Source organism: Streptosporangium saharense (assembly GCF_014203715.1).
Classification (GTDB): domain Bacteria; phylum Actinomycetota; class Actinomycetes; order Streptosporangiales; family Streptosporangiaceae; genus Streptosporangium; species Streptosporangium saharense.
Window position 1 is genome coordinate 140,424 of the sequence record NZ_JACHJP010000004.1, and the last position, 22,801, is coordinate 163,224.

Genomic DNA, 22,801 nt, shown 5'->3' on the forward strand with positions numbered 1-22,801 from the left:
GAGGTCTGTACGGCTACCGCTACACATCGAGGAAACGGACGTCCCGCGCGTTCCTGATGATGAAGGAGCGGCGTGCCTCGACGTCCTCACCCATGAGGACGCTGAACAGCTCGTCGGCCTGGGCGGCGTCATCGAGGGTGACCTGCAGGAGCACCCGGGTGTCGGGGTTCATCGTCGTGTCCCAGAGCTGGCCGGCGTTCATCTCGCCCAGACCCTTGAACCGCTGGATGCCGTCGTGCTGGCGCGGGTCGCGCTTGCCCCGCTGGATGCCGTCGTCGATGATCGCGTCGCGCTCGCGGTCGGAGTAGGCGTAGGAGGCGTCCTCGCCCCTGCGGTCCCACTTGATCTTGTAGAGCGGCGGCTGGGAGAGGTAGACGTGCCCCGCCTCGATCAGCGGGCGCATGAAACGGAACAGCAGCGTCAGCAGCAGCGTGTTGATGTGCTGGCCGTCGACGTCGGCGTCCGCCATCAGGATGAGCTTGTGGTAGCGGAGTTTGGCGATGTCGAACTCGTCGTGGACCCCGGTGCCCATGGCGGTGATCAGCGCCTGGACCTCGGCGTTCTTCAGCACCTTATCGATGCGGGCCTTCTCCACGTTCAGGATCTTGCCGCGGATGGGCAGGATGGCCTGGAACTTGGAGTCGCGGCCGCCCTTGGCCGAGCCACCGGCCGAGTCACCCTCGACGATGAACAGCTCGCACTTCTCCGGGTCGCTCCACTGGCAGTCGGCCAGCTTGCCGGGCAGGCCGGAGCCCGACTCGAGCAGCGACTTGCGCCGGGTGAGGTCGCGGGCCTGGCGGGCCGCGATGCGGGCGCGTGAGGCCTGCAGGGACTTGCTGATGATGTCCTTGGCCTCGCCGGGGTTGCGCTCGAACCAGTCGCGCAGGTGGTCGTTGCAGGCCTTCTGCACGAACGACTTGGCCTCGGTGTTGCCCAGCTTGGTCTTGGTCTGACCCTCGAACTGCGGGTCGGCAAGCTTCACCGAGATGATCGCGGTGAGGCCCTCACGGATGTCCTCACCGGTCAGGTTGTCGTCCTTGCCCTCCTTGAGGAACTTCTGCTCACGCGCGTAGCGGTTGACGATCGACGTCAGCGCCGCGCGGAAGCCCTCCTCGTGGGTGCCGCCCTCTGCGGTGTTGATGGTGTTGGCGAAGGTGTAGACCGACTCGCTGTAGGAGTTGTTCCACTGCAGGGCGATCTCGACGGAGATGCCCTCGCCGTGCTCCTCGAAGTCGACCACCGAGAGGTGGGCGGGCTCCTTCTTGGAGTTCAGGTGCTTCACGAAGTCGGAAAGGCCGCCCTCGTAGTGGTAGACCACCTCGGCGACCTCGCCGTTGACGCCGTGGTCGGGCCGCTCGTCGCGCAGCGAGATCGTCAGGCCCTTGTTCAGGAAGGCCATCTCCTGGAAGCGCCGGGAGAGCGTCTCGAAGTTCCACGTCGTGGTCTCGAAGATCGTGTCGTCGGCCCAGAAGGTGATCGAGGTGCCGGTCTCCGAGGTCGGTTCCCCCTTGGCCAGGGGGGCGGTCGGCTTGGAGTGGGAGTAGCTCTGCCGCCAGTAATGGCCGTCGGTGCGGATCTCCACCTCAAGCGCCGTGGACAGCGCGTTCACCACCGAGACGCCGACGCCGTGCAGACCGCCGGAGACGGCGTACGACTTGCTGTCGAACTTGCCGCCCGCGTGCAGCACGGTCAGGACGACCTCGACGGCGGGACGGCCCTCCGCCTCGACGATGCCGACGGGAATGCCTCGGCCGTTGTCGACGACCCTGACGCCGTTGTCGGCGAGGAGGGTCACCTCGATCCTGTCGGCGTGCCCGGCCAGGGCCTCGTCGACGGAGTTGTCCACGACCTCGTAGACGAGGTGGTGGAGACCACGTTCACCGGTCGAGCCGATGTACATTCCCGGGCGCTTACGGACCGCCTCAAGTCCTTCGAGAACGGTGATTGAGCTAGCGTCGTAGGACAAGTGCGAAATCCTCCTGCCGCGGACACGCGGCGATCGGCCCTGTCGGCCCCGCCGTGCCCGTCACCGTCGTGAATGCCCCGATGCGCTCACCCGGGGGAGGTCGGCGCGGTGGCCGGGGTGACACGCAAGCGGACTGTGTCCGGAATTCGATTTCATTCTAGCGGCTCCGAACGTGTCGTGCGGCATTGAAGGGCTCTGGAGGCCTCTGTCGCGCGTCGAGCCTTGGGTTACGCATCCCCCTACGGGGAAGGGGGTAGCCGCCTCAGAAAGGCCGCTGATCCGTTTTCCGGGTTGTGGATCATCCGTAGGTGTCGCCGGGGCCGCGGCTCCCGGTGACACGCAGCCCGCCGCTCGGCCGTGGCCCGTTCTGCGGCCCACGCACCCGCACGCGCCGTACGGTTCCGTCGCCGAGCTCCTGGTTCAGCCGCTTGACGAGCTCGGCGGCGAGCAGCCTGACCTGGGTCGCCCAGGCCGTGGAGTCGGCGATCACCACGACCTCGCCCTCGGCGAAGGTCTCCGGCTTGGTGTGCGCGGCCAGGTCGGAGCCGACGATCTCGTGCCAGCGACCGAACACCCCGCCGACCGCGGCGGGCCGCTCCCAGCCCCGGTCCGCGAGCAGGTCGGCGATGGCGCTGCCGAAGAGCCTCGGGTCGCCGCTGTCCCTGCGCTGGCCGTACGGCTTGCGCCTGGGCTCCCTGCGGGGGAGCTGGCCGCGTTTCGCGGCGTCCGCCTTGGCCTGGGCGAGCTTCTCCCTGGCCATCGCGGCGCCCTTGGCGGCGGTCGCCCTGGCGCCCTCAACAGCCCCCTCAACAGCCCCCTCGGCGGCGCCCTCGGTGGGGTCGGGCATGTCAGCGGACACGGGCCACGCTCCCCTCCGTCACGTCGAAGCGGGCGCCGATCAGCTCGGCGGGCACGTCGGCGGCGACCGCGGCGGTGATCAGCACCTGCTCGGCGGGGGCGACGATCTCGGCGAGACGGCGGCGGCGCTGGCTGTCCAGCTCGGCGAAGACGTCGTCGAGGATCAGCACGGGGTCGCCGCCGTCGCTCCTGAGCAGGTCGTAGGCGGCCAGCCTGAGCGCGAGCGCGAACGACCACGACTCGCCGTGGCTGGCGTAGCCGCGGGCGGGCAGCTCTCCGAGGCCGAGGAACAGGTCGTCGCGGTGCGGGCCGACGAGGGTGACGCCGCGTTCCAGCTCGGAGGTCCGCACGTCGAGCAGGGCGGCCCGGATGCGCCCCTCAAGGTCCTCGCGGGCCGTACCCTCCGACTCCTCCGGCAGGGTGCCGCGGTAGTCGAGACAGGCCGCGTCCGAGCCGGGGGCGAGGGCGGCGTAGGCCGAGGCGACGAGCGGGCGCAGCTCCTCGATCAGCCCGAGGCGGGCCGCGAGCAGCTCGGCGCCGTATTTGGCCAGGTGGGCGTCCCAGACCTCCAGGGTGCTCAGCGGGTCTCCGGCCCCGGCCGCGGCGAAGGCGGCGTCGTTCTCGGCCCGCCGCCCGCCCCTGCCACGCCGTGACTGCGCCGCCACCCGCAGCAGGGCGCCGCGCTGCTTGAGCACCCGGTCGTAGTCGGCCCTGACCCCGGCGAACCTGGGAGCCCTGGCCACCAGCAGGTCGTCGAGGTAGCGGCGGCGCTCACCGGGGTCGCCCTTGACCATGGCGAGGTCCTCGGGGGCGAACAGGACGGTGCGCAACATGCCGACCACGTCGCGCGGGCGGGAGACGGGCGAGCGGTTCAGCCTGGCCCGGTTGGCCTTGCCCGGGTTGATCTCCAGCTCGATCAGGGCCCGCCGGTCGTCGCGCACGACGACCGAACGCACGATCGCCCGCGCCGCGCCCTGCCGTACCAGAGGACCGTCCGTCGCCACGCGGTGGCTTGACTGGCTCGCGACGTAGCCCAGCGCCTCGACCAGGTTGGTCTTGCCCTGACCGTTCGGCCCGACGAACGCCGTGACGCCCGGCTCAAGGCCGAGGTCGACGGTGTCGTAGGACCGGAAGTCGGTCAGCGCGAGATGGGCGACGTGCACCCCAGGAAGACTAGCCGCCCCCGTCCTTCACCGGGGCCCCGCCGGTCACCGGTCGGTCTCGACCGGGGGGACGACGTCGGCGCCGGGGGCGTCCGCGCCCTTGCCGGTCTGGCCCTCCTTGGCGGTGACCGCGTGGCCGCCGAACTGGTTGCGCAGCGCCGCGACGACCTTCATGGCCGGGGAGTCGTCCTGGCGGGAGGCGAACCTGGCGTACAGCGCGGCGGTGATGACCGGCAGCGGGACGGCCAGGTCGACGGCCGCCTGGACCGTCCACCTGCCCTCGCCGGAGTCCTGGGCGTAGCCCTTCAGGTCCGCCAGGTCCGGGTCGTCGTCGAGGGCGCGAACCAGCAGGTCGAGCAGCCAGGAGCGGATGACGGTGCCGTGCCGCCAGCTCGCGAAGGCGCCGGGCACGTCGGTCACGATGTCGGAGGCCTCAAGCAGCTCCCAGCCCTCGGCGAAGGCCTGCATCATGCCGTACTCGATGCCGTTGTGGACCATCTTCGCGAAGTGCCCCGCGCCGACGGCCCCGGCGTGCACGAAGCCGCCCTCCTCGGGCTTGAGGGTGTCGAAGACCGGCATCAGCCGCTGAACATCGTCGTCGGTGCCGCCGACCATGAGGGCGTAGCCGTTCTGCAGGCCCCAGACGCCGCCGCTCACGCCGCAGTCGACGAAGCCGACGCCCCGCTCGCCGAGCTGGGCCGCGTGCTTCTGGTCGTCGAGGTAGTGCGAGTTGCCGCCGTCGATCACGATGTCGCCTTCGGACAGCAGATCACCGAGCTCCTCGACGGTCGCCTGGGTGGGCGCGCCCGCGGGCACCATGACCCACACCGCGCGCGGCGCCCTGAGCCGTTCGACCAGCTCCTTCAGGCTGGAGACGTCACTGACCGCCGGGTCACGGTCGTAACCGACGACGTCGTGACCGCCGCGGCGCAGCCGCTCGGCCATGTTGCCGCCCATCTTGCCCAGCCCGACCATGCCGATCTGCATACGAGCACCCCCTTCAGGGTTCCATCATCCACCTGTCGAAAGCCGCGCCAGCGCGAGCCGTACCAGATGGGCGTTTCCTTCCACAGGGCCGCCGTCGGGGCTGTGGAGGACGTCCTCAAGGCCGATGCGCGTGGCCAGTCCCAGCTGCCCCGCCTCGTCCACGAGTATCCACGCCGGTCCCTCCTCGCCGTGGAGCAGCCGGGGGCCGGGGACGGCCAGCTCGTCGAGACGACCGAGCACGGCCCGCGCCCGGGAGACCGCGGTTTCCGCGGCACCGCCGATGATCTCGACGAGCACCCGTACGCACCCAAGTCCGGTCGCGGCGAGCGCCTCGGCGTCACCGACGGACCAGACCCCGGCCTCGACGTCCACGCCGAGCCGCCGAAGATCATGCCACAGGCCGGTGAAGCCGGGTTCGGAGAGGTTCACCGACGCGAAGTCGGGCCGGTCAGCCTGTGGAAGAACCTCCCACCCGCGTACGGCCTCGCCCCTGGCGTCGGCGTCGCCGTCCGTCATCCACAGGCCCGTGCTCACGCCCACGGGCAGCCCGGGGCACGCCAGCCGTACGGCCCGCACCGCCGCGCCGATGTGGACGGCGCTGAGAGACTCTCTGCCCGCCTCGTCGCGCGGGTGCATGTGCACAGCCGTCGCACCCGCCTCACGGGCCTCACGGGCCGCCTCAGCGAGCTCCAGAGGGGTCACAGGGACGGCGGGGTGCTCGTCGGGCCGTCTGGCCCCGTTGAGGCACGCCTTCAGCATGATCTGGTTCACCGGCGCCCCCTGCCCGGACGCGCCGTTCCCATACACAGGCTGTGTACGGCGGGCGGTCAGCTCGACAGACGGATGGGCATGATCAGGTAGCGGTAGTCGGGGACGCTCTTCTCCTCGACGGGCTTGCCCCCGGTGAGGATGGCGGGCTTGGTCGAGGTCGTCATCTGCAGCCTGGCCACGTCGGAATCGATCGCGCCCAGTCCTTCGAGCAGGAACTGGTGGTTGAAGGCGATGTTGATGTCGTCGCCCTCGAAGTCGACCGGCAGCACCTCGACAGCCTGGGCCTCGTCGCCGCTGCCCGCCTCAAGGACGACCTCGCCGTCGCGGAAGGCCAGGCGCACCGGCGTGTTGCGCTCGGCGACCAGGGCCACGCGCTTGACGGCCTCGACGAAGACGCCTGTGGACAGCTCGGCCCTGGCGGAGAACTCGGTCGGCAGCAGCGAGCGGTACTTGGGGAACTCGGGGTCGAGCAGGCGGGTGGTCGTCCGGCGGCCCGCGCTGCTGGAGAAGCCGATCATGCCCTCACCGGTGCCGCCGACGGAGCTCATCGCGATCTCGACCTCGGCGCCGGTGCTGCCCAGGGCCTTGGCGGCGTCGGCGAGGGTCCTGCCGGGGATCATCGCGACCGCGGAGAAGTCAGGCTGCCCCGGCTGCCACTTCAGCTCTCGTACGGCCAGGCGGTAGCGGTCGGTTGCGGCGAGGGTGACCGTGTCGCCCTCGATCTCCATGCGCACGCCCGTCAGCATCGGCAGCGTGTCGTCCTTGCCCGCGGCGACGGCGACCTGGGCGACGGCGGAGGCGAACACGTCGCTGCCGACCCGGCCCGCGGCCGGCGGCATGGTCGGCAGGGAGGGGTAGTCCTCCACGGGCATGGTCAGCAGGGTGAACCTGGCGCTTCCACAGGTGACGACGGCCTTGGCGCCCTCGACGACGAAGTCCACAGGCTGTGCGGGCAGCGCCCTGGTGATCTCGGCGAGCAGCTTGCCCGAGACCAGCACGACGCCCGCCTCACCGCTCTGGGGTTCGAGGGTCACCTCGGCGGACACCTCGTAGTCGAAGCCGGACAGCTTCAGCTGCCCGCCGTCCGTCACCTCCAGGCGCATGCCGGCGAGCACCGGCACGGAGGGGCGGGCGGGCAGGCTGCGTGCCGTCCAGGCGACGGCCTCGGCGAGTGCGTCTCGCTCGATACGGAACATCACGTGGATCTGCCTCCTGTGTGTCGAGCGCTGTCCGCTCGGTGCCTTGGGTTCAAGTGTTCACTGTCCCGCACCTGCGCTCCCCCGGAACCCTTCTGTGGTTCTTGAGTTCTCTAGTTAGAGATACAAGGGGTCATCGCATTAGGGGGTGTGGATACTGTGGAAATCCTATGTTTCCGCAGCTCAGCTCAGGTTTCTTCATCCACTGGGGATGTGGGCGGAGGGTGTGGAGAACTCGGCGGCCTGGGGAGAACCTCGCTGTACCCACAGGCCGTCCCCAGATCGAGGGGTCTTCATCCACCGGTTATCCACGAGGTTTCCCCAGGTTATCCACTGGGTAAGAGGGTGTTTTGTCCTTGTGGAAAACGCTCTTCACAGGGCGTCCCCAGGTTGTCCACGAGTTCTCCCCAAGTTGTCCCCAGGTTCTCCCCAGAGTTGTCCCCAGGTTGCTCGAAAGTGTTGAAACCACTGAAACCGGCATGTTCACGGTGGAAACTCCCCCTCCATCGGGTGGGGCGGGGCCGTACATTTGATCCACAAGGTTTTCCACAGCCTGTGTATCGCGTCCGGGGAAATCTCAGCCATTGCGCGACTGCTGCTTGATCCTGGTGGTCAGCTCGTTGACCTGGTTGTAGATCGACCTGCGCTCGGCCATGAGAGAACGGATCTTCCTGTCGGCGTGCATGACCGTCGTGTGGTCGCGGCCGCCGAACTGCTGACCGATCTTGGGAAGCGACATGTCGGTCAGCTCCCTGCACAGATACATGGCGATCTGCCGGGCGGTGACCAGGACCCGCGAGCGCGACCCGCCGCACAGGTCGTCAATGGAAAGCCCGAAGTAGGTGGCGGTCGAGGCCATGATCGTGGCGATCGTTATCTCGGAGCCCGCGTCCTCGGTGATCAGGTCCTTGAGCACGACCTCGGTGAGCTGCAGGTCGACCGACTGCCGGTTGAGGCTGGCGAACGCGGTGACCCTGATCAGGGCGCCCTCAAGCTCGCGGATGTTGGTCGAGATGCGGCTCGCGATGTACTCAAGCACCTCGGGCGGCGCGGCCAGGCCCTCCTGGATGGCCTTCTTGCGCAGGATCGCGATGCGCGTCTCCAGCTCGGGCGGTTGCACGTCGGTGATCAGCCCCCACTCGAACCGGTTGCGCAGCCGGTCCTCCAGGGTGACCAGCTGCTTGGGGGCGCGGTCGCTGGAGATGACGATCTGCTTGTTGGCGTTGTGCAAGGTGTTGAAGGTGTGGAAGAACTCCTCCTGCGTCTGTTCCTTGCCCTCAAGGAACTGGATGTCGTCCACGAGCAGGATGTCCACAGCCCGGTAGCGTCCGCGGAAGTTGTCGGCCTTGTGGTCGCGGATGGAGTTGATGAAGTCGTTGGTGAACTCCTCCGAGCTGACGTATCTCACCCGGGCGCCGTCGTAGAGGCTCTGCGCGTAGTGGCCGATCGCGTGCAGCAGGTGGGTCTTGCCCAGTCCGGAGTCGCCGTAGATGAACAGCGGGTTGTAGGCCTTGGCCGGGGCCTCGGCGACCGCGACCGCGGCGGCGTGCGCGAAGCGGTTGCTCGACCCGATGACGAAGGTCTCGAAGGTGTACTTCGGGTTCAGCCGGGCGGGTTCCCCCTGCGTGCGGCCCCCCCGGCCGTCCCACCTGTTCTGCACGGGCGGGCCTGCGGCCTGCGGGGGCGCGGGCCGGTCGAAGCCGTTGGCCTCCGGGCGCGGGGGTGAGGGCTGCGGGGTGTAGCCCCCCCTGCCGTATCCTCCCGACCCCTGCTCCGGCTGGACCGGTGCCGAGGGCTCACCCGGGAGGTACGGCTGTGCGCCGTCCTCACCCTGTTGATAACCGTAGTGACCCTGTGGGCCGTGCTGTGGATAGTCGGTGGACTGCGCCGGAGCGGGTCCCTGCCCCTGGAAGGGCCCCTGGAGGCCGGAAGCGCTGTGGAGCTGGGGTGTCACGGGCTGTGCATAACCCTGCTGGGAACCCCCAGGCTGGGGATAACCGTGCGCGGGCGGCTGGGGATAACTTTCCCCTCTGGGGCCGCCGGGGTCGGAACCGGCCGTGCTGGGGTCGACCATGACCGCCACCCGCATGGGACGGCCGAACTCCTGGGAGAGCGCGTGGCTGATCAGCGGGCGGAGCTTGTTCTCCAGCACGTCCCTGGCGAAATCCGTGGGGGCCGCGAGCACCACGGTGTCGTTCATGAGGCCGAACGGGCGGGTCATGCCGAGCCAGACCCGTTGCTGGGCGGGGACACTCGCGTTGAGGGAGTTCTCCAACGCCCGTTCCCACACCTCGCTGAGGTCCAAGTTGTCCATGCCCGGCCATCCTCCTGTCGACGCGGTTCCCGAAGAGCTCACCGCGATCTGTTATCCACACCGATGGCCGCCGGGCACATCGGATTCCCCCGTTGTCCACATGTCGGAGCCCCTGCTGCCCGCCCGGGGTCGCCGCTCGGAATCCACATCGAATCCACACCGCATCCACATGCTGTGCACAGCCCCGCACCTGCCGACAGACCCGTCTGGGCAGCGGTGAGCAGGGGTTTGGAGGGGCCGACAGTAGCCCTGTCCACAGCCTGTGTTCAAGACGTTGTCCACAGCCTAGTGGCAGTGTGGGGGAGGCTGAGTGCACATCCTGTGGACGGCGAGGCGTCGGTGGAAAAAGGGGCTGTGGATTCGTGGATAACCTATCGCCACGTGTTCGCCGGTTTGACCTGGGGCCCGCGTTACCCGTAACGTACGACGGTCGGCTTGTCACGCGGCGGCTTTTCGCATGCCCCGCTTCCGACAGGCCAGCCACTGTCGAGCGTCCCCATGTGCTGGGGGCGCGCCCTGAGCCTGGAGCCCACTCGTGAGCAAGCGTACTTTCCAGCCGAACAACCGCCGTCGCGCGAAGACCCACGGCTTCCGGCTGCGCATGCGCACCCGTGCCGGTCGCGCCATCCTGGCCGCCCGTCGTCGCAAGGGCCGCGCAGAGCTCTCCGCCTGACGCGTCCGCCGTGCCCGGCTCGTCCGGGCCAAGGCAGTCAACGAACCGTCGCCCGTCGGCGTGACGCCGGCGGGCGATAGCCGTACCTGCCCAGGGTCAACCAAGGTTCTCTCGTGTTGCCGTCCGTGTCCCGCATGCGCCGGGGCGAGGAGTTCGCCGGCGCGGTCAGGAAGGGAAGCCGTGCAGGCCGTCCCACGCTGGTCGCGCATTTTGGCATGCGCCCAGAAGTGGACGAACCCCCCTTGGTGGGATTTGTCGTAAGTCGTGCTGTTGGCGGTGCGGTCACGAGGAATCGGGTCAAACGTCAGCTGAGACACCTCATGCGAGACCGTCTCGACCGTCTTCCGCGAGGTAGCCTGCTGGTTGTACGCGCCAATCCACCGGCCGCGTCCGCGCGAAGCGAGCGCCTAGCCGCCGAACTCGACGTCGCGCTGGATCGTTTACTCAGGCGGCGAGAGCCCTCGACGGCTCGCAGGGATGGGCGATGATGACGGCGCAGCACACCGCCGGGGTTTCCCCGGCTGCCAGGACCCTGATGGCTCCCATCCGGTTCTACCGGAGCTACGTGAGCCCTCTGCTGGGTCCACGCTGCCGCTTCCACCCCTCGTGCAGTGCCTACGGGCTTGAGGCGGTGGCCGTCCACGGGGCCCTGCGCGGCACATGGTTGACGATCCGGAGAATCGGGCGTTGCCACCCATTCCATCCCGGAGGCTTTGACCCGGTGCCCCCACGCCGGGGCCGGTCCGACGAAACGCAAGGGAGCTAGCTCGGTGGAGCTGTCCTGGCTGAACTGGCTGTACACGGCCGTCGCCCAAGTGATCACCTGGATACACCAGGGTTATAGCAGCTTCCTCGACCCGAACAGCGGGCTGACCTGGGCGCTGACCATCATCACCCTGACGGTGCTGATGAGGCTGTTGATCTTCCCCCTCTTCCTCAAGCAGATGCGCTCGTCGAAGAAGATGCAGGAACTCGCGCCCAAGGTCCAGGAGATCCGTAAGCGCTACAAGAACGACAAGCAGCGCATGAACCAGGAGGTCATGGCGCTGTACCAGGGGCAGGGGGCCAACCCGCTCGGCGGCTGTCTGCCGGTCGTGGCCCAGTTCCCCATCTTCATCTCGATGTTCACCGTGCTGAACGCGATGGCCCACGGCGAGCTGAAGTTCGGCATGACCCAGCAACTGGTCGACAGCGCCAGGGCCGCGCACATCTTCGGCGCGCCGCTGCCCGCGACCTTCTGGAGCAGCGACACCCAGATCCAGGCGTTCGGCGCCAACCCGATCCAGACGAAGATCGTCCTGGCCATCTTCGTGGCGATCAGCTCGCTGACCACCTTCCTCACCGTCCGGCAGAGCGTGACCCGCTCGATGGCTCAGATGCCGGACAACCCGATGGCGCAGCAGCAGAAGATCCTGATGTACATCTCGCCGCTGTTCGCCATCTTCTCGCTGAACTTCCCCCTCGGCCTGATCCTCTACTGGGTCACCACCAACCTGTGGACCCTGGGCCAGCAGCACTGGTTCTACAGCCGCCACCCCACTCCGGTGGCCGACGCCAAGGGCAACATGGTGACGCCCGAGCCCAAGCCGGGCCTGCTGGGCAAGGTCAAGAAGGCTCCCGAGCCCGAGCCGCCGTCCGAGCCCGCGCCCAAGATGGTCCGCCAACAGCCCGTCCGCCAGCCCCGCAGCAAGCGGACGGGTAGTAAGAAGTCCTGACGATCATCACGACAGCACGAAGGAGTGGCCGGACGTGACCGAGGCCGAAGCCGAGAAGGAGACCGTGAAGACGGCTCCGGATCTCGCTGCGCTGGAGCAGGAGGGCGAGATCGCGGCGGACTACGTCGAGGGTCTGCTCGACATCGCCGACATCGACGGTGACATCGACATGGACGTCGAGGGTGATCGTGCCGTGGTGTCGGTCGTGGATGTCAAGGGCGGCGACCTCGTCGGCCCGCACGGCGAGGTGCTTGAGGCGATCCAGGAGCTGACCCGGCTCGCCGTCCACCGCCAGACGGGCGAGCGTTCCCGGCTCATGCTGGACATCGCCGGCTACCGCGAGCGCCGCCGTACCGAGCTGACCGAGCTTGGCACCAAGATCGCCACGGACGTCAAGCGCAACGGCGAGCCCAAGTCCCTGCAGCCGATGACCCCGTTCGAGCGCAAGATCGTGCACGACGCGGTCGCGGCGGCGGGCCTGCGCAGCGAGTCCGAGGGCGAGGAGCCCCGGCGTTTCGTGGTGGTCCTGCCCGCGTAACCCCGCACGACGAGAGAAGGGCCGCCGTCCCTGGCCACCAGGGGCGGCGGCCCTTTCTCGTGATCGGTTCCCGGCCCGTCCTTGTACGGCTGCGCGAAGCGGGCCGTTAGCCTTAGAACACCCTGCCGAATGACCGTCCCGAGGAAGAGTGAGCCCCGAGTGAGTGACCAGATCCCCGAGCCGCCCGAGGTCGCGCACGAGGTGTTCACCGGCGATGCCTGGTCCATGGCGGAGACGTTCGCCGGGCTGCTGGCCGGCCCCGGGGTGGTGCGCGGATTGCTCGGCCCTCGCGAGGTGCCCCGCATCTGGGACCGTCACCTGCTCAACTGCGCGGTGGTCGCCGAGGCGGTCCCCGCGGACGTGCGCCTGGTGGACATCGGCTCCGGTGCCGGGCTGCCCGGCCTGGTGCTGGCGATCGTGCGTCCCGACATCCAGGTCACCCTCCTCGAACCCCTGCTGCGCCGGACGGTCTTCCTCCAGGAGTGCGTGGACACGCTGAAGCTCGGCAACGTCGAGGTGCTGCGCGGCCGGGCCGAGGAGTTCGCCGGCAAGCGCGTGTTCGACGTGGCCTCCGCCCGCGCGGTCGCGCCGCTCGACCGGCTGCTGAAGTGGTCGCTCCCCCTGCTGCGTGAGGACGGGGAGCTGCTCGCCCTCAAGGGAGAACGGGCAGCGGAGGAGCTGGCGGACGCCGAGGAACAATTGAGGACCAGCGGGGTGCGAACCGCCGAGCTTGTATCGGTCGGGCACGGTAAGGTCGAGCCGCCCGCAACTCTCATCCGGGTGGTCGCCGGTCGGACCTCCGGAGAAGTACGGCAGGGCGCTCGCCGTAAGGAGCGTGTCTCGCGGGCCAAGCGGGCGCGAGGCCAGTAGAACAGACCGAGCGAAGCGAGTGCGAGGCCAGTGAACGACCATGGAAGTGCGATGGTGAGCGCGGAAGGTGGTCTCGGCTGGCCTACGGGTCCTGTCGTCTCGCCTCGTGAACGCCCTTCCGGTCTTGGCTGGCCCGCATCGAGTTCCACCGCTGCAGTCAGGCCGGTTGAAAGGACGACGACCGTGACCCAGTCCCCCCTTAATCCCGGCGAATCGCCGTTGGTACGAGAGGCACTCAGCTCAGTGGTTTCACGTGAAACATCTACGGCCACTCCCGGAGACACCGTCGGGACCCGGGACGGTGACTGGCCCCGTCCGCCCAAGACCCGCATCTTCACCGTCGCCAACCAGAAGGGCGGCGTAGGCAAGACTACGACCTCGGTGAACCTCGCGGCCGCGCTGTCCATCCACGGCCAGCGGGTGCTCGTCGTGGACCTCGACCCCCAGGGCAACGCCTCGACCGCCCTGTCGATCGACCACCGTGGCGACGTCCCCGACATGTACAAGGTCCTGGTGGAGGACGTGCCGCTGGCGGAGGTCGTCAAGGAGGTTCCGGAGATGCCGGGCCTCTACTGCGCCCCCGCCACGATCGACCTCGCGGGCGCCGAGATCGAGCTGGTCTCCATGGTCGCCCGTGAGGCTCGGCTACAGCGCGCGCTGACGGCCTACACCGACGTCGAGTTCGACTACATCCTCATCGACTGCCCTCCCTCGCTCGGCCTGCTGACCGTCAACGCGCTGATGGCCGCCAACGAGCTGCTGATCCCCATCCAGTGCGAGTACTACGCGCTTGAGGGACTCGGCCAGCTCCTGCGGAACGTGGACCTGGTCCGCGCCCACCTGAACCCCACCCTCGACCTGTCCACGATCCTGCTGACGATGTACGACGGCAGGACCAGGCTCGCCTCCCAGGTCGCCGACGAGGTTCGCTCCCACTTCGCGGACACGGTGCTGAAGACCGTGATCCCGAGGAGCGTCCGGGTCTCCGAGGCCCCGAGCTACGGCCAGTCGGTCATGACCTACGACCCGGGCTCCAGCGGCGCGATGGCCTACATGGACGCCGCCCGCGAGATCGCCTACCGTGGCGCCGCCGTGTGAACGCGCCGAGATCCACCGAAGCCATGAGGAGGGGGAGGGCCAGTGGTAGCTAAGACACCGAGGGGACTGGGCAAGGGACTGGGGGCGCTCATCCCGACGGGGCCCGCCGTACGGGAGACGACGGCACCGTCAGCCGCCACCGCGATCCTGGTCGCGACCGAGTCGGCAGCAGCAGCGGCAGCGGCGGTCCCGCAGCCCAAGCCGGTCGCGGGCGCCTACTTCCTTGAGATCCCCCTTGAGGCCATCGCGCCCAACCCCCGCCAGCCCCGGGACATCTTCGACGACGACGCGCTGGACGAGCTGGCCGCCTCCATCAAGGAGGTGGGGCTGCTCCAGCCCGTCGTGGTGCGCCCCGTCGGAGAGGGGCGCTACGAGCTGATCATGGGGGAACGCCGCCTGCGAGCCTCGAAGCTCGCCGGGCTCTCCAAGATCCCCGCGATCGTACGGAGCACCGAGGAGGACAAGCTCCTGCTGGACGCTCTCATCGAGAACCTCCAGCGCGAGCAGCTCAACCCCCTTGAGGAGGCGGCGGCCTACCGGCAGCTCCTCGACGACTTCGGGGCCACCCACGAGCAGCTGGCCACCCGCGTCGGACGGTCCCGTTCCCACGTGACCAACACCCTGCGACTGCTCAACCTGCCCGCCAAGGTCCAGCTCCGGGTCTCGGCCGGACTGGTCAGCGCCGGGCACGCCCGCGCGCTGCTTCCCCTGAACGATCCGGCGGCACAGGAACGGCTCGCCGACCGGATCGTGGCGGAGCTGCTGTCGGTGCGCGAGGTCGAGGAGATCGTGGCGGTCGGCGACGCCAAGGCGGCACCGGCCCCCACTCGGAAGGTGCCGAGGGCGCGTCAGTCGGAGGAGCCGACGCTCCGCCATCTGGCCGACCGGCTCTCCGACCGCTTCGAGACCCGGGTGAAGGTGGACTTCGGCCGCCGCAAGGGGCGCATCGTCGTGGAGTTCGCGACCATCGACGACCTTGAGCGCATCATCGCCACGATGGCTCCGGGAACGATGCAGCAGACCGAGGACTGACCTTCGCCGAACGGCCCCGGTGTTTCACGTGAAACACCGGGGCCGTTCGTTGTTTCACGTGAAACACGCAGGCAAGGGTTTCACGTGAAACACGACAGCACTGCCTGCCGTACGTCCGTCACGAAGGCGTCCACGTCCTCGGGGGAGGTGTCGAAGGCCGTCACCCAGCGCACCACGTGCTCGGCCTCGTCCCAGACGTGGAAGAGATAACGCTGCTGGAGATCGGAGATCGCCTTCTCCGGCAGCGAGGGGAAGACCGCGTTCGACTGGACGGGGTAGCGGAGCGCGACCCCGGGAAGATCGGTGACGCCGTCCGCCAGCCGGTGGGCCATGGCGTTGGCGTGGGAGGCGTTCCTGTGCCAGAGGTCGTCCGTGAGGAGCGCGGTCAACTGGGCCGAGACGAAGCGCATCTTGGAGGCCAGTTGCATCCCCTGCTTGCGGAGGAACAGCGCGGGAGCCTCAAGCTCGGGCCGCAGGACGACGAGCGCCTCCGCCCCCATGGCGCCGTTCTTCGTGCCGCCGAAGCTGAGCAGGTCCACCCCCGCGTCAGTGGTGAACGCGCGCATCGGGCAGCCGAGCTCCACGGCGGCGTTGGCCAGCCGGGCGCCGTCCATGTGGAGGAAGAGCCCGTGCGCGTGGGCGAAGTCGGCCAGCTCGGCGACCTCGTCGGGGGTGTAGCACGTGCCACACTCGGTCACCTGGGAGATCGAGACGACCCGGGGCTGGGAGTGGTGCTCGTTCCCCAGGACGGAGAGCTGGCCCCGGAGCGCCTCGACGGTGAGCTTGCCGTCGTCCGTCGGGATCGTGACGAGCTTGGCGCCGAGCACCCGCTCCGCGGCGCCGCACTCGTTGGTGTTGATGTGGGCGCTGGCAGGACAGAGGACGGCGTCGTAGGAGCGCAGGACGAGCCCGAGGCCCACAACGTTGGCGCCGGTGCCGTTGAACATGGCGTAGGCGCTCGCCCGGGGGCCGAACTCGGCGCGGAAGGCCTCCTCCATCGCCCGTGTCCAGGGGTCTCCACCGTAGGCGGGGGCGTCGGAGACGTTGGCCTCGACGATGGCGGCGATCACGTCCGGATGCACCCCGGCGTGGTTGTCACTGGCGAAACTCTTGGGAAAACGCACGGCGTCCACCATAGGTGGAGCGATCCGGCGCCGGTCATCCCGGCGCCGGACGGGCCAGGCTCAGTCGGAGTGCCGGGCGGCGGCCCGTTCCAGGAGGGCCTGGCAGAGGGTGCCGAGGTCGTCGCCCGCCGCCTCGACCGCCATGGGCAGCAGCGAGGTCTCGGTCATGCCGGGGGCGACGTTGACCTCAAGGAAGTACGGCAGGCCCGCCTCGTCGACGATGAGGTCGGTGCGGGAGACGTCACGCAGCCCCAGCGCGGTGTGCGCCGTGACGGCCATCTCCGCGCACGCCTCGGCGACCTCGGGGGACAGCCGGGCCGGGGCGAAGAACTCGGTGTGACCCGCCGTGTAGCGGGAGGCGTAGTCGTAGACGCCCGCGTCCGGCACGATCTCCACCGGGGGCAGGGCGACCGGACCCTCGCCGAGATCGATGACCGAGACGGAGATCTCGACGCCCTTGATGTAGCGCTCGATCAGCGCCGTGTCGCCGTAGGCGAAGCAGCCGACCATCGCCGAGGGAAGCTCCTGCGCGGTGCGGACCATCGACGCGCCGAGGGCCGAGCCGCCCCGGGACGGCTTGACGAACAGCGGCAGGCCGAGCCGTTCGACGATGCGGTCGAGCACCGCGGAGGCACCGAGGTCGTGGAAGGTCTCCTTGGGCAGCGTCACCGACTCGGGGGTGCGCAGGCCGAAGGAACGGACGACGGCCTTGGCGGTCGGCTTGTCGAAGGCCACCCGGCACGCGTCGGGATCGGCGCCCACGTAGGGGACGGAAAGCAGTTCGAGCACCGATCGGATGGCGCCGTCCTCACCCGCTCCGCCGTGGAGGGTGACGAAGACCGCGTCCGGCGGGTCGGCGAGCACGGAGGGCACGAGCGAGGCGTCGGTGTCACGTGTCTCCACCGGGATTCCCACCGCGCGCAGCGCCTCACTCACCCGGCGGCCCGACCGGAGGGACACCTCCCGCTCGTAGGAAAGACCACCCGCGAGAACGAGCACGTGGCCCAGATCACTCATCCGAAAAAACCTCTCTTCACGGCCCACGTCGAGCCTTTGGGGTCGCTCTCATCACGCCGGGGACGGTCGCCACACCGGCGCCGGAAGTCACCGTACGGCACGGCACCCGAAGTGACGCCACCCACCGCGTCCAGAAGAGGTCTAAAACAGCCCTCACAAAACGAGAAAGGCGGCGTGGCGGGCAGGAGCGACCGCCACGCCGCCTCGATCGCGACGGCTCAGGCGAGGTCGGGACCCGGGGTGTCCACCCCGCCGCGTTCGATGGGCGCGTCGGGACCGAACGTCTCGCGCGTCTGCATCTCCTGCTCGATCACCCCGGCCAGGCGGCGCACACCCTCACGGATGCGCTCCGGCTCGGGGTAGCAGTAGGACAGCCGCATGTTGCGCGCGCCCCCACCGTCGGCGTAGAAGCCGGCGCCCGGGACGAACGCCACCCGCTCGGCCACCGCGCGCGGCAGCAGCACCTTGGCGTCGAGCCCCTCGGGAAGCGTGGCCCAGACGAAGAAGCCACCCGCGGGACGCGTCCAGGAGCAGCCCGCGGGCATCATCGCCTCCAGGGCGCCGAGCATGGCGTCGCGACGCTCGCAGTACAGCTCCCTGAAGGTCTTGATCTGCTGACGCCACGGCTGGGTCGTGAGGTACTGACCGACGGCGAGCTGGGTGAAGGTGGAGTGCGACAGCACTGCCGACTCCATCGCCAGCACCAGCTTGTCGCGGATGGCGTGCGGCGCCAGGGCCCAGCCGACCCGGAAGCCCGGCGCCAGGGTCTTGGAGAAGGAGCCGAGGTAGACCACCCCGTCGGGGCAGTCGGCCCGCAGCGCCCGCATGGTCGTGCCCTCGAAGCCGAGCAGGCCGTACGGGTTGTCCTCCACGATCAGCACGTCCGCCCGCTGGCAGATCTCCAGGATCTGCTGCCTGCGCGTGGTGTTGAGCGTCACCCCGGCGGGGTTGTGGAAGTTGGGGATCGTGTACAGGAACTTGATCCTGGTGCCCGCGGTCTTCAGCGCGTAGATCGTCTGCGCCAGCGACTCGGGGATCATGCCCTCGTCGTCCATGGCGATGTGGATGACCCTGGCCTGGTAGGCGGAGAAGGTGCCCAGCGCGCCCACGTACGAGGGCCCCTCGGCCAGGATGACGTCGCCCGGGTCGATGAAGACGCGGGTGATCAGGTCGAGGGCCTGCTGGGAGCCGACGGTCACCACGACGTCGTTGGAGTTGGCCTCGATCCCCTCAAGGCGCATGACCTCGCAGATCTGCTCGCGCAGGTGCGGGTCCCCCTGGCCTGAGCCGTACTGGAGCGCGACGGGGCCACGGCGGGCCACCAGGTCGGCGACGAGCTCTCCCACGACGTCCAGGGGAAGAGCGGTGACGTACGGCATGCCCCCCGCGAGCGAGACCACCTCGGGCCTCGACGCGACGGCGAAAAGAGCTCGAACCTCGGAGGCGACCATCCCGGTAGCTCGTGCGGCGTACCGATCGACATAGGCGTCGATCCGCGACCCCTGGGGCGCGATGGCCTGACCGTGATCTGACTCTTGGGGCACGGTCCACCTCCTTGGTTACGGGGAGCACACGGTGCTCAAGCTAGAGAAACCAGCGTACGGCAGTGATGCCTGTCGTCCGCGTGTGGGGACGGGAGACCCTGAAACCAGAGCCTCTACTGAGCTACGATGCCAGCTGGAGACGCCGTTTTCGCGCGTTTTCCGCCACGGCTTGCGCTCGTCTCGCCAGGATTGGGGCCAACAGGTGTCGCGTCGGCTGGCAAACGTCACTCTTGACAACCTTGACGACCTGCCGTACCGGTGCCGCCGGTGCGTGTTCTGGGAGCTCGACCCGGTGAACGGCAACCGCGCGATCGAGGCGGGAGACCCCGGGCTGGAGAAGGAGGCCTGGATCTCCTCGACCCTGCTGGAGTGGGGCAGCTGCGGGAAGATCGTCTATGTGGACGGCGTCGCGGCCGGGTTCGTGCTCTACGCGCCCCCGCACCACGTGCCCCGGTCCATCGCCTTCCCCACCTCGCCGGTCAGCGCCGACGCCGTGCTGCTGATGACGGCCCACATCATCCCGGAGTTCTCCGGTGGCGGCCTGGGCCGGATGCTGGTCCAGGGAGTCGCCAAGGACCTGACCCGGCGCGGGGTCCGGGCGATCGAGGCGTTCGGCGACCTGAAGTGGGAGCAGCCGGGCGCGTGCGTGATGCCCGCCGACTATCTGCTCTCGGTCGGGTTCAAGACGGTCAGGCCGCATCTGCGCTTCCCCAGGCTCCGCCTCGAACTCAAGTCCGCCGTCTCGTGGCGTGAGGACGTCGAGGTGGCCCTGGAACGGCTGCTCGGCTCCATGTCCCCGGAGAGGGCGCTGCGGCCTGTCTGAGGTGGTTTGAGCCCCTTCCAGGAGCCCTTTCGTCCCAGGAGTCACGAAAGCCCCCCGCGTCGCGTCGCGGGGGGCTTTCGCATGGGTGGGTGTGCCGCTCGGAAGCGGTGGTACGGCTCCGCCGTGGGGAGCGCAGCCGCAGGGGGCTTCACCAGGCCCCTGCCACCTGAAAGGCGGGCGGGACCTAGATGATGCCCTCAAGCTCGCGGAGCAGCATCGACTTGGGCTTCGCGCCGATGATCTGCTTCACGACCTCTCCACCCTTGTAGACGTTCAGGGTCGGGATCTGGAGCACACCGTACTTCCCGGCAATCGTCGGATACGCGTCCACGTCGAGCTTGACGACGGTCAGCTTGTCCGCGTGCTCCTTGGCGATCTCCTCCAGGATCGGGGCGACCTGGCGGCACGGGGCGCACCACTCCGCCCAGAAGTCAACGATGACGGGCTTGTCGCTTTTCAGGACCTCGGCGTCGAATTCGGCTTCGGTCACGTTCTTGATGGCGCCCAAGGTGGTACTCCCTCTTCGTGGTGGTGGTCTGGATCAGCTCTCGTGCTCGGCGAGCCACCGCTCGGCGTCGAGCGAGGCGGCGGTGCCGGTACCGGCGGCGGTGATCGCCTGGCGGTAGATGTGGTCGACGACGTCGCCCGCCGCGAAGACGCCGTCCAGGTTGGTGCGGGTGTAGGGGGAGTCGACCTTGATGTAGCCCTCGTCGTCCAGCTCGACCTGGCCCTTGACCAGCTCGGTGCGCGGGTCGTGGCCGATGGCGATGAACAGGCCGGTGGCCGCCAGCTCGCTCTCCTCGCCGGTCTTGAGGTTGCGCAGCCGTACCCCGGAGACCTTGTTCTCGCCGAGGACCTCGACGACCTCGCTGTCCCAGACGAAGCGGATCTTCTCGTTCGAGAACGCGCGGTCCTGCATGATCTTGCTGGCGCGCAGCTCGTCGCGGCGGTGCACGACGGTCACCGAGTTGGCGAACCGGGTCAGGAAGGTGGCCTCCTCCATGGCGGTGTCACCGCCGCCGACGACCACGATGTCCTGGCCGCGGAAGAAGAAGCCGTCACAGGTGGCGCACCAGGAGACGCCGCGTCCGGAGAGGCGCTTCTCGTTGGGCACACCCAGCTCGCGGTAGCCGGAGCCGGTGGCCAGGATCACGGCCTTGGCGAAGTAGGTGTCGGTCGCGGTCTTGACGACCTTCGGCGTGGCGGCGAGGTCGACCTCGACCACGTCGTCGGCGACCAGCTCGGCGCCGAACCGCTCGGCCTGCTTGCGCAGGTTGTCCATGAGGTCGGGCCCCATGATGCCGTCGGGGAAGCCGGGGAAGTTCTCCACCTCGGTCGTGTTCATCAGCGCGCCGCCCGCGGTGACCGAGCCCTCGAAGACCAGCGGCCTGAGGTCGGCCCGGGCGGAGTAAACAGCCGCGGTGTAACCGGCGGGACCCGATCCAACGATGATCACATTCCGGACGTCACTCACTGCTGCGCCTCTCCTCCGTCGTTGCCAGTGGCGTCAACAGATCCTAGGTCCCGGTGATTCCCGTACGGCACGGCGGAGCCCGGCATGGACGAATCCATACCGGGCTCCGGTGTCGTACGAGGGTCTGTGGCTACTTCCAGCGCGCCAGGGTGGGCTTGCGCACGTTGTCACACTGTGGGCCCACGACGTGGACGCGCACGGTGTTCTTGGCCTTGTTGCTCCAGAAGAGCATGACGTTGGCCTCCTGGCCGTTGTAGAAGCCCTGGTCCACGGCGAACGGGGCTCTACCGACCTTTTCTGAGACCTGCTTGACGCACTGGTCGAGCTTGATGCCCTCCGACTGCTCCTGGGCCAGCACGATCTGCGCCGGACCGATGTAGTCGAGCAGCGGCCCACGCAGCTGCTCATCGGTGTAGTTCCAGTTGCTGTCGGTCAGCTGGTAGCCCTCACTCTTCGGCACCGTCGGCAGGGCGATGGCCGGCCCGGGCTTGCTGCTCGGCGAGGAGCCCGCGGTGAGCGCGCCGCTCGTCAGCACGGCCGTGCCCACGACCGCCGCCGCCACACCCGCCGCCGCGGCGGAGAGCGCCCACCGGCGCCGTGGGTTGCCGCGTCGCCGTACGGGCCTGATGGTGCCGTCGTCGCCGACGACGCCGAGCTGTGGCACCGGGGCGAGCTCGGGTTCCGGCTGTGGCCGGACCGGCTCTGGCTCCGGTGTGGGCGCCGTCTCCCACGGCGCGTCGCGCATGATGTCGTCCCAGGCCGGTGCCTCCACCAGGCCTACTCCACCTCCACGGAAGCTCTGGGCCTCTGCGGCCAGTGCGCGGTCGATCCGGAGCGCGACTCCCATCGGCATCGCCGGGGTGGGCGTCGCCGCTAGCACCTCACGGACCGCAGCGAGGTCAGCGAGGCTTTCACCACAGGGGTCACAGATCGCGAGATGCTCGCGTACCTGCAGGGCCGTGGCGGCGTCGAGGAGACCCTCTGCCAACTCGGCGAGAGTCTCCAGGTCGTAGTGCGTATCACCCGTCACGAAGTTCTGCTCCCTTCGCGGATGAGACGCGAGTCAGGTCGGATCGGTTCCGCAGGTGCGAAAGAATCGGGGCAAGTTTCGCGCGACCTCGCGCGCACCTGCTCTTCACGGTGCCGCTCGGCACCTCCAGGACCTGGGCCGCGTCCTCCACGGAGTACCCCATCATGTCCACGAGAACGAGTGCCGCCCGCTGGTCGGACGGCAGCAGTTTGAGCGCTGCGGAGACCTCCATGGAGACCTCCCGCTCGGCTGTCTGGTCGAGCACCGGTGTGTCACGCTCCGCCGCCTCGACCAACTCGTCGTCCGCGACGGGCCGTACGGACTTCCTGCGCATCCGGTCGAGACAGGCGTTGACCACGATGCGGTGGAGCCACGTGGTGACAGCCGCCTCGCCACGGAAGGACTCGGCCTTCCGATAGGCGGAGACGAAGGCGTCCTGTACGGCGTCGGCCGCCTCGTCGGGGTCACCCAGCGTGCGCAGGGCGACCGCCCACATGCGGTCCCGGTGCCGTTTGACGAGTTCACTGAAGGCGTGCGGATCCCCGGCGATGTGCCGGGTCAGCAGATCGGCGTCGGACACTGCCGGTCGCGCCATCTGCTGGCCCGCC

The 22,801-nt window shown here is 68.9% G+C and carries 23 protein-coding genes; 9 read left to right on the top strand and 14 right to left on the bottom strand.

Annotated features, from left to right (window positions below; all coding sequences use genetic code 11):
* Positions 1-19: 19 nt before the first annotated feature.
* The 7 genes from gyrB to dnaA all read right to left on the bottom strand — a co-directional run bounded on the left by gyrB (position 20) and on the right by dnaA (position 9,255).
* On the bottom strand, positions 20-1,966 hold the full coding sequence (gene gyrB, locus FHS44_RS20265) for a DNA topoisomerase (ATP-hydrolyzing) subunit B (protein WP_184716965.1): 1,947 nt from the start codon (positions 1,964-1,966) through the stop codon (positions 20-22).
* A 298-nt stretch (positions 1,967-2,264) separates the two neighbouring features.
* Positions 2,265-2,825 (bottom strand): DciA family protein, encoded by a 561-nt coding sequence (locus tag FHS44_RS20270; protein WP_312863740.1) that lies wholly within the window; start codon positions 2,823-2,825, stop codon positions 2,265-2,267.
* Entirely contained in the window at positions 2,815-3,987 is a 1,173-nt protein-coding gene (gene recF / locus FHS44_RS20275; RefSeq protein WP_184716967.1) for a DNA replication/repair protein RecF, read from the bottom strand. The genes FHS44_RS20270 and recF overlap by 11 nt, the downstream gene beginning before the upstream one ends.
* A gap of 45 nt (positions 3,988-4,032) precedes the next feature.
* Complete coding sequence (gnd, locus tag FHS44_RS20280) at positions 4,033-4,974, bottom strand: phosphogluconate dehydrogenase (NAD(+)-dependent, decarboxylating) (RefSeq protein WP_184716969.1); 942 nt, start codon at positions 4,972-4,974, stop codon at positions 4,033-4,035.
* A 24-nt stretch (positions 4,975-4,998) separates the two neighbouring features.
* Positions 4,999-5,745, bottom strand: coding sequence for a 3-keto-5-aminohexanoate cleavage protein (locus FHS44_RS20285; RefSeq protein ID WP_312863741.1), 747 nt, complete (start codon positions 5,743-5,745; stop codon positions 4,999-5,001).
* A gap of 56 nt (positions 5,746-5,801) precedes the next feature.
* The gene (dnaN, locus tag FHS44_RS20290; RefSeq protein ID WP_184716970.1) at positions 5,802-6,944 is read right to left on the bottom strand and encodes a DNA polymerase III subunit beta; all 1,143 of its coding nucleotides are present in this window, start codon (positions 6,942-6,944) and stop codon (positions 5,802-5,804) included.
* Positions 6,945-7,518: 574 nt separating this feature from the next.
* Positions 7,519-9,255 carry a chromosomal replication initiator protein DnaA gene (gene dnaA, locus FHS44_RS20295; protein ID WP_184716972.1) on the bottom strand — a complete coding sequence of 579 codons (1,737 nt, stop codon included), beginning with the start codon at positions 9,253-9,255 and terminating at the stop codon, positions 7,519-7,521.
* Positions 9,256-9,790: 535 nt separating this feature from the next.
* Between dnaA and rpmH the strand changes: the two genes are divergently transcribed.
* From rpmH to FHS44_RS20335, 8 genes are all read left to right on the top strand, one after another.
* Positions 9,791-9,928, top strand: a complete 138-nt coding sequence (gene rpmH / locus FHS44_RS20300; protein ID WP_010849920.1) for a 50S ribosomal protein L34 — start codon at positions 9,791-9,793, stop codon at positions 9,926-9,928.
* Between the two features lie 134 nt (positions 9,929-10,062).
* Positions 10,063-10,416 (top strand): ribonuclease P protein component, encoded by a 354-nt coding sequence (gene rnpA / locus FHS44_RS20305; RefSeq protein ID WP_221461152.1) that lies wholly within the window; start codon positions 10,063-10,065, stop codon positions 10,414-10,416.
* Positions 10,416-10,694, top strand: a complete 279-nt coding sequence (yidD, locus tag FHS44_RS20310) for a membrane protein insertion efficiency factor YidD (RefSeq protein WP_184717911.1) — start codon at positions 10,416-10,418, stop codon at positions 10,692-10,694. Before rnpA ends, yidD begins: the two co-directional genes overlap by 1 nt.
* Before the next feature lie 4 nt (positions 10,695-10,698).
* Entirely contained in the window at positions 10,699-11,643 is a 945-nt protein-coding gene (gene yidC, locus FHS44_RS20315) for a membrane protein insertase YidC (RefSeq protein ID WP_184716976.1), read from the top strand.
* Between the two features lie 34 nt (positions 11,644-11,677).
* On the top strand, positions 11,678-12,181 hold the full coding sequence (locus FHS44_RS20320; protein WP_184716978.1) for a Jag family protein: 504 nt from the start codon (positions 11,678-11,680) through the stop codon (positions 12,179-12,181).
* A gap of 129 nt (positions 12,182-12,310) precedes the next feature.
* Positions 12,311-13,051, top strand: a complete 741-nt coding sequence (gene rsmG, locus FHS44_RS20325; protein WP_184716980.1) for a 16S rRNA (guanine(527)-N(7))-methyltransferase RsmG — start codon at positions 12,311-12,313, stop codon at positions 13,049-13,051.
* Between the two features lie 243 nt (positions 13,052-13,294).
* On the top strand, positions 13,295-14,149 hold the full coding sequence (locus FHS44_RS20330) for a ParA family protein (RefSeq protein ID WP_312863743.1): 855 nt from the start codon (positions 13,295-13,297) through the stop codon (positions 14,147-14,149).
* Positions 14,150-14,191: 42 nt separating this feature from the next.
* Positions 14,192-15,181 carry a ParB/RepB/Spo0J family partition protein gene (locus FHS44_RS20335; RefSeq protein ID WP_184716982.1) on the top strand — a complete coding sequence of 330 codons (990 nt, stop codon included), beginning with the start codon at positions 14,192-14,194 and terminating at the stop codon, positions 15,179-15,181.
* A gap of 80 nt (positions 15,182-15,261) precedes the next feature.
* Here FHS44_RS20335 and FHS44_RS20340 read toward each other — a convergent pair whose 3' ends face one another.
* The 3 genes from FHS44_RS20340 to FHS44_RS20350 all read right to left on the bottom strand — a co-directional run bounded on the left by FHS44_RS20340 (position 15,262) and on the right by FHS44_RS20350 (position 18,773).
* Complete coding sequence (locus FHS44_RS20340) at positions 15,262-16,305, bottom strand: threonine aldolase family protein (protein ID WP_312863744.1); 1,044 nt, start codon at positions 16,303-16,305, stop codon at positions 15,262-15,264.
* Between the two features lie 60 nt (positions 16,306-16,365).
* Positions 16,366-17,322, bottom strand: coding sequence for a D-alanine--D-alanine ligase family protein (locus FHS44_RS20345; protein ID WP_184716987.1), 957 nt, complete (start codon positions 17,320-17,322; stop codon positions 16,366-16,368).
* Between the two features lie 218 nt (positions 17,323-17,540).
* Positions 17,541-18,773, bottom strand: coding sequence for an aminotransferase-like domain-containing protein (locus FHS44_RS20350; protein WP_184717914.1), 1,233 nt, complete (start codon positions 18,771-18,773; stop codon positions 17,541-17,543).
* 295 nt (positions 18,774-19,068) lie between these two features.
* Between FHS44_RS20350 and FHS44_RS20355 the strand changes: the two genes are divergently transcribed.
* The gene (locus FHS44_RS20355) at positions 19,069-19,689 is read left to right on the top strand and encodes a GNAT family N-acetyltransferase (RefSeq protein WP_184716989.1); all 621 of its coding nucleotides are present in this window, start codon (positions 19,069-19,071) and stop codon (positions 19,687-19,689) included.
* 184 nt (positions 19,690-19,873) lie between these two features.
* Here FHS44_RS20355 and trxA read toward each other — a convergent pair whose 3' ends face one another.
* The 4 genes from trxA to sigM all read right to left on the bottom strand — a co-directional run bounded on the left by trxA (position 19,874) and on the right by sigM (position 22,788).
* A complete protein-coding gene (trxA, locus tag FHS44_RS20360) occupies positions 19,874-20,188 on the bottom strand; it encodes a thioredoxin (RefSeq protein ID WP_446697304.1) in 315 nt (104 codons plus the stop codon).
* A gap of 42 nt (positions 20,189-20,230) precedes the next feature.
* Positions 20,231-21,163, bottom strand: coding sequence for a thioredoxin-disulfide reductase (gene trxB, locus FHS44_RS20365; protein ID WP_184716993.1), 933 nt, complete (start codon positions 21,161-21,163; stop codon positions 20,231-20,233).
* A gap of 130 nt (positions 21,164-21,293) precedes the next feature.
* Positions 21,294-22,193, bottom strand: a complete 900-nt coding sequence (locus FHS44_RS20370) for an anti-sigma factor family protein (protein WP_184716995.1) — start codon at positions 22,191-22,193, stop codon at positions 21,294-21,296.
* Positions 22,183-22,788, bottom strand: coding sequence for an RNA polymerase sigma factor SigM (gene sigM, locus FHS44_RS20375; protein ID WP_184716997.1), 606 nt, complete (start codon positions 22,786-22,788; stop codon positions 22,183-22,185). Before sigM ends, FHS44_RS20370 begins: the two co-directional genes overlap by 11 nt.
* Positions 22,789-22,801 lie beyond the last annotated feature (13 nt).

Excerpts from the sequence above, each read along its gene's own strand:
- gnd (WP_184716969.1), bottom strand. The coding sequence starts at position 4,974 with ATGCAGATCGGCATGGTCGGGCTGGGCAAGATGGGCGGCAACATGGCC.
- sigM (WP_184716997.1), bottom strand. The coding sequence starts at position 22,788 with ATGGCGCGACCGGCAGTGTCCGACGCCGATCTGCTGACCCGGCACATC.
- rnpA (WP_221461152.1), top strand. The coding sequence starts at position 10,063 with ATGCGCCGGGGCGAGGAGTTCGCCGGCGCGGTCAGGAAGGGAAGCCGT.
- FHS44_RS20345 (WP_184716987.1), bottom strand. The coding sequence starts at position 17,322 with ATGAGTGATCTGGGCCACGTGCTCGTTCTCGCGGGTGGTCTTTCCTAC.
- rsmG (WP_184716980.1), top strand. The coding sequence starts at position 12,311 with ATGACCGTCCCGAGGAAGAGTGAGCCCCGAGTGAGTGACCAGATCCCC.
- dnaA (WP_184716972.1), bottom strand. The coding sequence starts at position 9,255 with ATGGACAACTTGGACCTCAGCGAGGTGTGGGAACGGGCGTTGGAGAAC.
- FHS44_RS20350 (WP_184717914.1), bottom strand. The coding sequence starts at position 18,773 with ATGGTCGCCTCCGAGGTTCGAGCTCTTTTCGCCGTCGCGTCGAGGCCC.
- yidD (WP_184717911.1), top strand. The coding sequence starts at position 10,416 with ATGACGGCGCAGCACACCGCCGGGGTTTCCCCGGCTGCCAGGACCCTG.